Genomic DNA, 11981 nt, shown 5'->3' on the forward strand with positions numbered 1-11981 from the left:
TCGCGGCAAAATGCCTGAACAACTACCGCCCGCCGAAGGCCTGAAAAAAATCGAGCGCCGGCGCACAGCTGAAACGAAGAAGCTGCCAAAGACAGTGGAGCGGATGGAGGATGAGTCGAAACATGATTAAGACTGAGCGTGTCCCACGAGACTTTGGAGTGATTGCCTGGAATGATGTACCGTTTGAAGAGCTTTTGATTGAAAGCCGAGACGGTGAGTGGGGCCTCGGCGAACCAACAGTTGGTCATCAGCTGTGCGAGGTCATTCGAGGTACTGATTTCGCTGGCTTGCATTCAGCAGGAATTGAACTTCCCAAACGCTGGATTCCTGATCATATAGTCGACCGAAAAAAATTACAGGCTGGCGATATTATTCTAGAAACAGCAGGTGGTACTGCAAAACAATCCACTGGCAGAAGTGCATTATTAACAAAAAATTTCTTTGAAAAACACAACGAATTTCCGGTGCTGTGCGCAAGCTTTAGCCGCCATCTTCGTTTAGATATAAGAAAATTTGACCCTGGCTTTGTCTATTATCTTTTACAGGCCCTGTACTCTGCTGGCTACATGGCTGTTTATAATCTTCAGCACACAGGTGTTGCCAGGTTTCAATATACATCTTTCAAGAAAAAGACGGTATTGAATATCCCGGACGAACCCACGCAAAGAAAAATTTCTGCCACACTTTCCGCCTACGACGATCTTATCGCGAGCAATCGACGTCGTATTGAACTGCTGGAAAAAATGGCCGAAGAACTTTACCGCGAATGGTTTGTGCGCTTCCGCTTTCCTGGGCATCAACAGGCAGCCTTTAATAAAGGGATACCTGTCGACTGGAAAATAGGAAAGTTGTCAGAACTAGTTAGGGTCAATCCGCCAGAAAAGGTTGATAAATCTGAAACTAAGCCATTCGTTGCGATGGATGATCTATCAACAGACTCTATGCTCTTCTCTTTCAAGGAAATGCGAACTGGCAGCGCAGGCTCAAAATTTCGTAACAGAGACGTTCTGCTACCGCGAATAACTCCATCGCTAGAGAATGGTAAACGCGGGTTCGTCATGGTGCTTGATGAAGATCAAGTAGGTATTGGCTCCACAGAGTTCATTGTCCTTAGAGAGCAAGCACTAACTGCCGAGTACATATACTTCCTAACAATATCAAAAATTTTGCGAGAACACGCTGAACTCAGTATGACAGGTGCTTCTGGACGCCAAAGAGTCCAGGAGAGTTGCCTGGACTTCTTCTTAGTCCCTGAGCCTCCGGCTTCAATCATGAAAAAATTCTCTGAGATTGTTGCTCCTCACTTCAACGAGCTTCATCTGCTTTCGCAAAAAGAGCGTTCCTTGGCAGCTACGCGAGATGCCCTTTTGGCACGCCTAATCTCCGGCAAACTGCCAGTCGACCAACTCGATATTCAGCTTACCCCTAGCATGCGTGAGGCTGACGAGGCCCTGCAGGAAGTAGCCCATGCATAATCTGTTTTCCGAGGACGATATCGAACGCACCCTGTTGGGTCGGCTGCATGAGCTGTACGGCTATCAGTTGCTAAATTGCATGACCGCGCAGCCCAGCGATTTACAGGACGGCTCCGGCCGTCGCGACAAGCGCGACGTGATCCTCGGCGACAGATTGCAGGCCGCCGCCCGGCGGCTTAATCCTCAGATACCCGATGGGGCGCTGGAGCAGGCCTTGACGCAGTTCGCCGAGCGCCGACAGGCCATGACCCTAGTGGCCGCCAACCTTGAACTGGATGGCTTAATACGCGACGGTATCGCGGTGCGATACCAGCAGAACGGCCAATGGGAGCAGGAGCAGCTACGGCTGATCGACTTCTCTGAGGCGAGCAATAACGATTTTCTCGCTGTAACCCAGCTCTGGATCAAGGGCATCAACGACAAATACCTGCGACCGGATATGCTGCTGTACGTGAACGGCATCCCCCTGGTATTTATCGAGCTGAAAAACGCCAAGGTTCCTCTGCGCAATGCTTACGACGACAACCTGGTGCGTTACCGCCAGACTATCCCGCAAGTCTTCCTCACAAACGCCGTTTGCGTGCTCAGCAATGCCCTGGAAACCCGAGTCGGCAGTCTGACCGCCGAGTGGGAGCATTTCTTCAGCTGGCTGCGGGTAGAAGATGAGAAGGAAAAGCTCGACCGTGCACAGATCAAGGAGCAGGGCACCAGTATAGAGCGGGTGATCGATGGCCTGTTCGCCCCCGAGCGGCTGTTGGACTATGTGGAGAGCTACGTATTGTTCCACAAGCAGACGCAGAAGATCATCGCCCAGAACCACCAGTTTATCGGCGTCAACCGCGCCTTCGCGCGCTTCCAGCAACGCAAGGCGCTGCGCGGCAAGCTCGGCGTGTTCTGGCACACCCAGGGCTCGGGCAAAAGCTTTTCGATGATCTTTTATGCACGCAAGATCCTGCGCAAACTGCCGGGGCACTTCACCTTTCTGGTGGTCACTGACCGTGACGATCTCGACGGGCAGATCTTCCGCAACTTCCTCAATACTGGCACGGTGCAGAACCACGAGGCCGTCCGGCCAAAAAACAGCGAAGAACTGCGTGCCTTCCTCGGCCAGAGCAAGCGCCTGGTGTTCACCCTGATCCAGAAGTTCCGCTACGACAAAGGCAAGGCCTACCCGCTGTTGTCGAATCGCGACGATATCGTGGTGATAGTCGACGAGGCGCACCGCACCCAGTACAAGAGTCTGGGGGAAAACATGCGCGCCGGTCTGCCCCGAGCAAACTTCGTCGCCTTTACTGGTACGCCACTGCTGGGCCGCGAGCGAAAGACCAACCAGTGGTTCGGCGATTACGTATCCGAATACAACTTCCAGCAGTCAATGGACGACGGCGCCACCGTGCCGCTTTTCTACCAGAAGCGCGTGCCCGAGGTGTTGATCCAGAACGACGACCTCAGCGAAGAGTTCTATCAGATTCTCGAAGAGGAAAACCTCGACGAGGCGCAGCAGGAAAAGCTCGAACGCCAGTTCGCCCAGGAAGTACAGGTGATCAAGCGTGACGACCGCATGGAGACAATCGCCCGCGACATCGTCTACCACTTCCCCCGCCGGGGTTACTTGGGCAAGGGCATCGTCATCGCAGTGGACAAGTTCACGGCGGTAAAGCTGTACGACAAGGTGCAGCGGCTGTGGAAGGAAGAACTGAAAGCCCTGCGCAAGAGGATCAAGGAAACGCCCAACGAGGTGGAAAAGGCTCGGCTGAAAAAAGTCGTCACCTATATGCATGCCGTGCAGATGGCGGTGATAATCAGCGAGGAAGCAGGCGAGGAGGAGAAGTTCAAGCTGCAGGGCCTGGAAGTCGTCCGCCATCGCCAGCGCATCAATGCGCTGGACGAGCACGGCCATGATATCGAGCACAACTTCAAAGACCCCGAGCATCCGCTGCAGCTAGTATTCGTCTGTGCCATGTGGCTGACCGGCTTCGATGCGCCGACCGTTTCGACCCTGTACCTCGACAAGCCGATGAAGGGGCACACCCTGATGCAGACCATCGCCCGAGCCAATCGGGTGACCTCGCACCAGATCAATGGCATCCCCAAGAGCAACGGTGAAATCGTTGATTATTACAACGTCTTCCGCAATATGAAGCAGGCGTTAAAGGACTATGCTCAGGGCGAAGAAGGTACCAACGAACCGCCTGTACAAGATAAAAGTGTATTGCGTGGTCTGCTGGACGAAGCTATTGCCGAAGGCCTAGGTTATTGCCGCGAGCGTGGGATCACCTTGGAAGAAGTGTTGGGTCGTGAGGAGATCTTCAAGAACCTCGGTCGTTTCAACGAGTTCGCCGACATCCTGCTAGGCAACGAGGAGTGGCGGAAGACCTTCAACGTCTACCAGAACACCATCGTCGCCCTGTACGAGGCGTGCAAACCGGAAATCCTCGGTAACCAATTAGTGCGGGTGGTGGCGGCTTTCGATTACCTGCGCGGAGTGATCGACAGCCTGGTCGAACAGGTAGATATCGACCAAGTAACACGGCGCATCGACGAACTGCTGGATGAAAGCGTGGTGGTGGATAATGCCGAAGCCTTTCATCAACAAGAACCACAGGGCGCTTACCAGATCGTGCGCAAGGGCCGCACCTGGGACCTAAGCAAGATCGACTTCGACAAGCTGCGGGAAGAGTTCAAACAGACTGTCTACAAGAACATCGAGATCGCCGATCTGCGTGGCTTTCTGGAGCAGAAGATCGCGCAGATGCTGGCTGTGAATAAAACTCGCAGCGACTTCGCTCAGCGCCTGCAGGAAATCATCGATCGCTACAACGCTGGCGGTTCGGCCACCGAGGATTACCACGAAGAGCTGCTGCGTTATATGGAAGCTCTGAGCGCCGAAGACGACCGACATATTCGAGAAGGGCTGAGTGAGGATGAACTGGAACTGTTCGACCTATTGAAGAAGGACAGCATGACCCAAGATGAAACCCAAAAGGTTAAGCTGGCTGCCAAGTCGCTCCTGCAACGCTTGCTGGACGGCCAGCCCAAGGTCTTGGTGCAAGATTGGTTCAAGGATGGCCAGACCCAGCGCATCGTCCGCACAGTCGTTGAGCAAGTACTCGATAACAACCTGCCAGACAGCTATAACCGGGCGATCTTCAAGGAAAAGTGCAATAACGTATTCGAGCTGATACTCGATTATGCGAGTCAAGGCAGGAAGTGGGCGGCATAAAATCTTGCATCTCAGACAGGCAGCTATACACCTTGCCTAGGTATGAAGGGGTGGCTAGTTCTCTACGCTCCCCAACTCGTCAGCGTTGTTCGCTATGGTGTGTAAAACTCCCTCTTTGGGCGCTGGAGCCTAGGCGGCTCTGCATGCATCGAGCACTGCTGCATGCTCCTAGCGAGTCACCTGGCTCTGTGGGCCCGGTGTGCAGTGCTCTTTAACGAACAACCTTGGCAGCGCGAACTCCCGTATATATTGCCTCTGATGTCGTAGACATTCGAGGGCTGCTTTGAGTCCAGGCTGTGTGAAAACGTTTGTGAGCTTGCTCGGATAAAACAGGACTGAAAACCGAGTCCCTACGTCAAATCCAGCTCTGCTAATCAGCTGATCAATTTCAGATTGCGCGTAGGTGCGCGCACTTCAATTTCTGGTTAGGTTTTCACACAGCCTGGGTCGTTCACTGCCAATCATGGTTACGAGACGTGCTGGTCAGATCGAATGCAAACGGGTGGTCAAGCGGAGTGCAGTATTCCAATTGGTATTCCAACTAAAAATTAAAATAGTTATTAATGCTATAAATCAATAACTTACCGAACGAATTCAAATTACCCCGGCCCACCAAACAAAGAAAAGACGTCCTCGGACGTCTTTTTTTTTGCCTGAAATTCCGCAATACGGAACCTCAGGGCCGCTGGGGCTTTCTGAGTTTTGAGCTCCCACGCAGGCTGGGAAGATGGGAAGACCAAAGTCAATCCGCACCACCCACTCTGATGGAACTGTGTCAAATCCGCCAATGATGGCACAAAAACATCACACCCCCTGTAGAATCCGCCACGGCTCGGTCCGGAGGGGGCCGAGCGCGATTGGTACCAAAGGAATCCAGGATGTTCGCTCTTCGCAATTTGACGGCAGCCATGCTCATAGTATTGAGCACAGGCTGCGCAACCGGCCTCAATTCGGTCCAACAATCGGAACTCGCAAGTTACAAGGCAAGTAACCTCGCGGTTCAGGAGAAGAGCCCTGGCATGGGAGCCGCACTTGGCCTCCTGCCTGGCGGGGGTTCCTTTTATGGACGCTCCTACGGGTTTGGCGTGGTCAACCTTTTGCTCTGGCCTATCTCGATCTTATGGGACCCTGTCAGCGGGTATGAAGCTGCAGAGTCGATCAACTATCAAGCCACTAAAGCGCACGTGTCCAACTTGAAAAGAAGCGAGATGGACAATCTCGACTCAAGGTTGGCCACGGATGAAATCGACCTGAAGCAGTACACGCTTGAAAGACGCAAGGTTGATGAGAAGTACGCACACAGCCTCTGACACGATCCCAGAAAGCCCGCCAAGCGCGGGCTTTTTCATGCCTGTATGACATCGCATGGCAAAAATCGTCAGCACATCCGGGAGTGACAATTGAACCCCCTCATCCATTCATAGTTTAGTAAACCCCAATCCAAGAATCGAAAAAGTCAGCTTTTACCCTCCTTACCCCCATGAAACCTTAGGGCACCACAAAACCACCTTAGGAGAACACTGCGCTGCGTGGCGAGCCTTGCTGTTAGCTGTGCGGTTTGCCCTGCAGCGCATGGAACGAGAACCGGATGTCTCTCGTCTGGGAGGACCGATTGATCCCGGTGTCTCGAGTGATGTGCAATCACCCTTGAACAGTAGGAGATAACAATAATGATCAAAGCTCTGAAATTCGCAGCACTCGCAACGGGGATAGTCACTGCCAGTCACGGCCTCGCGGCCGACCTCACCATCGTCTCCTTCGGTGGCGCCAACAAGGAGGCTCAGGTAAAGGCCTTCTACAAGCCCTGGCAACAAGCCCGGGGCAGCAAGATCATTTCCGGCGAGTACAACGGCGAAATGGCCAAGGTCAAGGCCATGGTCGATACCCGCAGCGTGTCCTGGGATGCCGTGGAGGTGGAGTCCGCCGAGCTCGCCCGGGGCTGTGAAGAGGGCATGTTCGAGACGCTGGACCCAGCTCAGATCGGCCTCGATACCAAGCATTTCGTTCCCGGCGCCATCCAGCCCTGCGGCATAGGGTTTCTGGTGTACTCGACGGTGCTGGCCTACAACACCAGCAAGCTGAAGCAAGCCCCCACCGGCTGGAAGGATTTCTGGGATGTGGAGAAATTCCCGGGCAAGCGCGGCCTGCGCAAGCTGGCCAAGTCGACTCTGGAGTTCGCCCTGATCGCCGACGGGGTAGCGCACGCTGACGTCTACACGCTGCTGGCCACCAAGGCAGGCCAGGACCGCGCCTTCGCCAAGCTGGATGAGATCAAGCCGCATATCCAGTGGTGGGAAGCCGGCGCCCAGCCACCTCAGTATCTCGCCGCGGGGGATGTGGTGATGAGCTCGGTGTACAACGGCCGCCTCTCGGCCAAGCAGAAGAAAAAGTATGACCTGGACATCGTCTGGTCCGGCGGCCTCTACGAGTTCGATTCCTGGGCTATCCCGCGGGGCGCTTCGCGCCAGGAGAAAACCCGCGAGTTCATTGCCTTCACGCTCGACCCCGCGCAACAGAAAAGCTTCGCCGAACATATCGACTACGGCGCCGCCAACCTGCAGGCCATGCAACTGCTCGACAAGGACCGCATCGCCGAACTGCCCACCGCGCCAGCCAACCTTTCCCAGCAGGTGCCGGTAGACCCCCTGTTCTGGGCCGACCATGGCGAACAACTGGAGCAACGCTTCAACGCCTGGGCGTCGCGCTGACCCCCTGAACGGCCAGCCATGGGGCACTCACCCCATGGCTTTCGGAATCTGCCGAGCACAAGGTCAGACCTCCGTCATTACCACCATCACCTCGGCGTCACTCCCCGCCTCGCCCTCAGCCAGGTAGATGTGCCCGATCGCGCTGTTGAAATACACCGTCTCCCGGCAACCAACGCTGACGGATTCACCCGTTTCGAACTGAATGCGCACACGGCCCGAAAGCACCACGGCAAACTCCTGCCCGGGGTGGCGAATGTAGTCTTCGAACTGGCTCATCTCACGCGCGCAGATGCGGGCATACATCGGCGTCATGTTGCGCCCGGGAAAATCCCCCGCCATCGGGTGGTACTCGTAGTTGCCCGTGCTGTAACCCGCCGCCGTATCGATGGCCGTGCTCACCACCGTGGGCTGTACCGCCCCCACGCTCACCTTGGCCGGGCTGAACAGCTGGGCGATGTCCACACCCAATGCCCGCGCTGCCGCCGCCAGCTTCTCGTAACTCACCGATACCTGCGCCAGCTCCATCTTCGACAGGGTCGACAGCGCCACGCCTGAACGCTCGGACAATTGCTTGAGCGTGAGCTTCTGGTTCTTGCGTATGACACGAAGACGGGCACCCACCTGGGCGCGATCTATCAAGGGGTGGGCCGGGGAACGCGAGACTGGATCGGAGCTCATGCAAACTTCTCTGCCATACGGAAACGATGCCTTGGGCCAAGCCGGGCAAGGGCCAAAAATAATACCTCAAGGTAATAGGTTGACTGGAAAATTCTCATATCTTACATTTCTCGTATCTGAGAATTACAAGAACAGCGGCGAAGACATTGCTTCTCCCACTCGGAACAGGAGGCACCTCGGTATGCACGACAGCGAATGTTTCGATTTCGCCATCATTGGCGGCGGTATAGCGGGGGCCTCCCTGGCCTATCGCCTGGCTGGGCAAGCCAGGGTCGTGGTGCTCGAGCGCGAGAGCCAGCCGGGCTATCACGCCACCGGCCGTTCCGCAGCCATGTTCATGGAAAGTTACGGCACACCGCAGATCCAGGCCTTGACCCGCGCCAGCCGCACTTTCTATGAGCAACCGCCCGCTGATTTCACCGAGCATGCGCTGCTGGAGCCTCGCGGTTGCCTGTATGTCGCAGGCCAAGGGCAACAGGCTTTGCTGGAACAGACCTTCGCTGCCGGTGCAGCACAGGCTGGCAATGTGTCGTTGATCGGTACCGAGCATGCGCTCGCGTTGGTGCCGTGCCTGAACCCGGAAGCAATGGTTGGCGCGATGCTCGAAACCGACGCCCGCGATCTGGACGTGCATGCGCTGCACCAGGGCTTCTTGCGCGCCGCGCGCCGTGCCGGTGGTGTGCTGCAATGCGATGCGCAACTGAGCGTCGCCACGCGCGAAGGCGGTCACTGGCACCTGACCCTGGCCGACGGTCGCCAGTTGCGCGCGCGCACGCTGGTGAATGCCGCAGGCGCCTGGGCTGATGAGGTTGCGCAGCAGTGCGGCGTGAAGCCCATCGGCTTGCAGCCCTGCCGACGCACAGCCTTTACCTTCGACGGCCCCCAGGGCATGGATTTCTCGCGCTGGCCCACGGTGATCGGCATCGACGAAAGCTTCTACTTCAAGCCCGATGCCGGCCAGTTGCTGGGCTCCCCGGCCAACGCCGACCCCGTGCCGCCTCATGACGTGATGCCTGAAGAGCTGGACATCGCCACCGGCATCTACCACATCGAGGCCGCCACCTCCCTGACCATCCGCCGCCCGCGTCACAGTTGGGCCGGCCTGCGCTCGTTCGTCGCCGATGGCGACCTGGTGGTCGGCTGGGACAATCACCGCGAAGGCTTCTTCTGGCTCGCGGCACAGGGCGGCTATGGCATCCAGTCTGCGGCCGGCGTGTCGCAACTGGCCTGCGCCCAGTTGCTCGATCAGCCGCTGCCCCAAGCACTGCTTCATCAAGGTGTCGAGCCACAGCGCCTGGCACCTGCCCGCTTGCGTTAATCATTCATCACCCACGAGGTTCAATGCCATGTCCGAACAACTGCAGCGTTACCCCAGCCATCTGCCCTACCCGTTCTCCAAGGCCATCCGTGTCGGCGATTTCCTGTTTCTCTCGGGGCAGGTACCAATGGACCCACAGGGCAACGTGGTGCTCGGGGATATCCGCGAGCAAACCGAGGCGGTCATGAGCCGTATCGGCGAAACCCTGACCGAGTGCGGTGTGGGGTTCGATCAGGTGGTCAAGGCCACGGTCTGGCTGACCGACATGCAACATTTCGCCGGTTTCAACGAGGTGTACAAGCGCTACTTCGACAATGGCTTTCCGGTGCGCTCCACGGTCGGCGGCAGCCAGCTGGCACTGGGGGTCGACGTAGAGATCGAAGTCCAGGCCTGGGTCGGCGCCCGCTAGCACACCCTTGCCGCCTGCCACTGCGATGCCCCGGCATGGCCACGGAAAGTGGCCCGCCCCATAAGCCCTAACAACAATAATTCGAGGGAAATCGTCATGAAAGAGAGCCTGAAAATAGCCGGCGCGTTCGTCGGTGTGATTGTTGGCGCCGGGTTCGCTTCCGGTCGGGAACTGCTGCTGATGTTCGTCGATTTCGGCGTATGGGGATTGCTCGGGGCAGTGGTCAGCGCCTCACTGTTCATCTTTCTCGGCATGGCATTGGCAGGCATGGGCAGCCGCCTGCGGGCCAGCTCCCATAAAGACGTGGTGAACGCCCTGTGCGGACGCTACCTGGGCGCCTTCGTCGACCTGATGATCACCTTTTTCATGTTTGCGGTGACCGTGGTCATGCTGGCCGGTGGCGGTGCCCTGCTGGAGCAGCAGTTCGGCATCCCGGCCCTGTTCGGCAGCCTGGCGGTAACCGTGATCGTGGTCGCCATCGTGTGCCTGGATGTGCAGAAGGTGATTGGCATGATCGGCGCCGCCACCCCGCTGTTGATTCTCACGGCAGTAGCGGTGGCCCTGTATGGTGTGGCCACCCGAGGCCTGAGTTTCGGCGAGCTCGATCAACTGGCCAGCCAGCAGGACGCCGGCGCCAGCCATTGGCTGCTGGGGGCACTGTTGTACGTGTCCTACAACATCGTGGCCGGGGTGCCCTTTCTGTCGATCATGGGCGGCACCGCAAAGACCGAGAAGCACGCCATCTGGGGTGGCATCTTCGGCGGCGCGTTGCTGGGGGTGCTGATGCTGGTGATGAGCCTGGGGCTGTTGTCGCGCCTGGACAGCGTGGCCGACCTGCCCATGCCCATGTTGTCCATCGCCACCGAGATTTCACCGGTGCTTGGCCTGGTGATGGCCGTGGTCATTTTCCTGATGATCCTCAACACCGCCGTCGGCACCCTGTACTCCTTTTCGGCGCGATTGCTGCCAGCGGGCACCCGCACGTTCCGCATCGGCTCGGCGGCCGCCGGCGCCCTGGCGTTCGTTGGCAGCCTGGTCGGGTTCGTCAGCCTGGTGGGTCAGGTCTACCCGCTGTTCGGCTACCTCGGCTTCCTGCTGATTGGCGCGGTCGTGCTTGGCTGGCTACGCGTCGGCCGCCTGGCCCAGGCTTGAGCAATGCACAGTGACGCGCTGATCGGGCGCGTCACAAATTGCATCGAACCGGCCCTCTCGAAATCGATTGCCAGGCCGATATGCTTGGCAACCGAACTAGCAGCAGAGCAGGTCACCGATGAAAGTCTGCACAACCTACCGTGAAACCTTCTATCACGTACTCAACGCGGTGTTTACCGCCTATGGCAAGCAGCCGGTGGTAGCGGAACTGGGAGTGCTGCGCGGCGAAAACGCGATGAAGCTCTACCAGGCCCTGACCCCGGAAAAGATGGTGCTGATCGACAGCTGGAGCCCTGCCTCCAATGACGACTACAGCCCATTCGACCAGTTGCCGCCATGGGTCGAGCCACCAGAGAAATACGCCTACTACTACGGCGGCCCGATGCATGAGCAGGCCACCTTCGACAACCTCTACCAGCAATGCCTGGACCGCTTCGCCGACAAGGACAACGTCACCGTCATCCGCGCCGACACCATCAGCGCCATCGACGCGATCCAGCCGCGTACCGGCATCGAGACCTTCGACGTGGTGTACATCGATGCCAGCCACCAGTACGAATTCATCCTGCGCGACCTGATGTACTACCAGGAACTGGTCGGCCCGGATGGCTTCATCCTGCTCAACGACTGCTGCCACAGCCCCAACGGCACCAAGCAGAACCTGGGCGTGCTGGAAGCCTTGAGCAGCTTCATGAAGCGCTCCGACTTCATCCCGCTGGCCATGACCAACACCGACTGGTCGGACGTGATCCTGGTGCGCAAGAACTCGATCATGGTGCAACTGGTGGACATCGCCCTGACCAACTCCGACATTCCGTTCGTGGAGATCCCGCACCAGCTGATCTCTGCCGCCAAAGTCGTTTACGGCCAGCAGCGCATCAACATCAGCTTCGCCTGATTGCGGTTGCAAGACGTCCTGGCCTTCGCCAGGACGACACCGGTCGACCCCACACGACCCATTAAATTCCCGCCAATCTGCCTGTTTTCCCTACAGATGCAGGCTGATTCACATTTTTTC

The 11981-nt window shown here is 57.4% G+C and carries 9 protein-coding genes; 8 read left to right on the plus strand and 1 reads right to left on the minus strand.

Annotated elements, in window-relative coordinates:
- Positions 1-122 precede the first annotated feature (122 nt).
- The 4 genes from NJH59_RS03900 (at position 123) to NJH59_RS03915 (ending at position 7406) form a co-directional block, all read left to right on the plus strand.
- Positions 123-1475: a hypothetical protein gene (locus tag NJH59_RS03900; protein WP_253086420.1), complete on the plus strand. Its 1353-nt coding sequence runs from the start codon at positions 123-125 to the stop codon at positions 1473-1475.
- On the plus strand, positions 1468-4698 hold the full coding sequence (locus NJH59_RS03905) for a type I restriction endonuclease subunit R (protein WP_253086421.1): 3231 nt from the start codon (positions 1468-1470) through the stop codon (positions 4696-4698). The genes NJH59_RS03900 and NJH59_RS03905 overlap by 8 nt, the downstream gene beginning before the upstream one ends.
- Before the next feature lie 878 nt (positions 4699-5576).
- Positions 5577-6008: a hypothetical protein gene (locus tag NJH59_RS03910; protein WP_253086422.1), complete on the plus strand. Its 432-nt coding sequence runs from the start codon at positions 5577-5579 to the stop codon at positions 6006-6008.
- Between the two features lie 360 nt (positions 6009-6368).
- Positions 6369-7406 (plus strand): ABC transporter substrate-binding protein, encoded by a 1038-nt coding sequence (locus NJH59_RS03915; protein WP_043863846.1) that lies wholly within the window; start codon positions 6369-6371, stop codon positions 7404-7406.
- Positions 7407-7469: 63 nt separating this feature from the next.
- Here the strand turns inward: NJH59_RS03915 and NJH59_RS03920 are convergent, their stop codons facing one another.
- A complete protein-coding gene (locus tag NJH59_RS03920) occupies positions 7470-8084 on the minus strand; it encodes a helix-turn-helix domain-containing protein (RefSeq protein WP_054916367.1) in 615 nt (204 codons plus the stop codon).
- 181 nt (positions 8085-8265) lie between these two features.
- Here NJH59_RS03920 and NJH59_RS03925 point away from each other — a divergent pair, with 181 nt between their 5' ends.
- The 4 genes from NJH59_RS03925 to NJH59_RS03940 all read left to right on the plus strand — a co-directional run bounded on the left by NJH59_RS03925 (position 8266) and on the right by NJH59_RS03940 (position 11861).
- Positions 8266-9402: an FAD-binding oxidoreductase gene (locus NJH59_RS03925; RefSeq protein WP_253086423.1), complete on the plus strand. Its 1137-nt coding sequence runs from the start codon at positions 8266-8268 to the stop codon at positions 9400-9402.
- Between the two features lie 28 nt (positions 9403-9430).
- On the plus strand, positions 9431-9811 hold the full coding sequence (locus tag NJH59_RS03930) for a RidA family protein (RefSeq protein WP_058540570.1): 381 nt from the start codon (positions 9431-9433) through the stop codon (positions 9809-9811).
- Between the two features lie 96 nt (positions 9812-9907).
- On the plus strand, positions 9908-10963 hold the full coding sequence (locus NJH59_RS03935) for a membrane protein (RefSeq protein WP_043863850.1): 1056 nt from the start codon (positions 9908-9910) through the stop codon (positions 10961-10963).
- Positions 10964-11081: 118 nt separating this feature from the next.
- The gene (locus NJH59_RS03940; protein WP_043863851.1) at positions 11082-11861 is read left to right on the plus strand and encodes a class I SAM-dependent methyltransferase; all 780 of its coding nucleotides are present in this window, start codon (positions 11082-11084) and stop codon (positions 11859-11861) included.
- Positions 11862-11981: the final 120 nt, after the last annotated feature.

The organism is Pseudomonas sp. VE 267-6A (assembly GCF_024126555.1).
GTDB lineage: Bacteria > Pseudomonadota > Gammaproteobacteria > Pseudomonadales > Pseudomonadaceae > Aquipseudomonas > Aquipseudomonas palmensis.

What these genes read in the sequence shown, in the direction of transcription:
- NJH59_RS03900 (WP_253086420.1), top strand. Translation starts at nt 123, where the DNA reads ATGATTAAGACTGAGCGTGTCCCACGAGACTTTGGAGTGATTGCCTGG.
- NJH59_RS03905 (WP_253086421.1), top strand. Translation starts at nt 1,468, where the DNA reads ATGCATAATCTGTTTTCCGAGGACGATATCGAACGCACCCTGTTGGGT.
- NJH59_RS03910 (WP_253086422.1), top strand. Translation starts at nt 5,577, where the DNA reads ATGTTCGCTCTTCGCAATTTGACGGCAGCCATGCTCATAGTATTGAGC.
- NJH59_RS03915 (WP_043863846.1), top strand. Translation starts at nt 6,369, where the DNA reads ATGATCAAAGCTCTGAAATTCGCAGCACTCGCAACGGGGATAGTCACT.
- NJH59_RS03920 (WP_054916367.1), bottom strand. Translation starts at nt 8,084, where the DNA reads ATGAGCTCCGATCCAGTCTCGCGTTCCCCGGCCCACCCCTTGATAGAT.
- NJH59_RS03925 (WP_253086423.1), top strand. Translation starts at nt 8,266, where the DNA reads ATGCACGACAGCGAATGTTTCGATTTCGCCATCATTGGCGGCGGTATA.
- NJH59_RS03930 (WP_058540570.1), top strand. Translation starts at nt 9,431, where the DNA reads ATGTCCGAACAACTGCAGCGTTACCCCAGCCATCTGCCCTACCCGTTC.
- NJH59_RS03935 (WP_043863850.1), top strand. Translation starts at nt 9,908, where the DNA reads ATGAAAGAGAGCCTGAAAATAGCCGGCGCGTTCGTCGGTGTGATTGTT.
- NJH59_RS03940 (WP_043863851.1), top strand. Translation starts at nt 11,082, where the DNA reads ATGAAAGTCTGCACAACCTACCGTGAAACCTTCTATCACGTACTCAAC.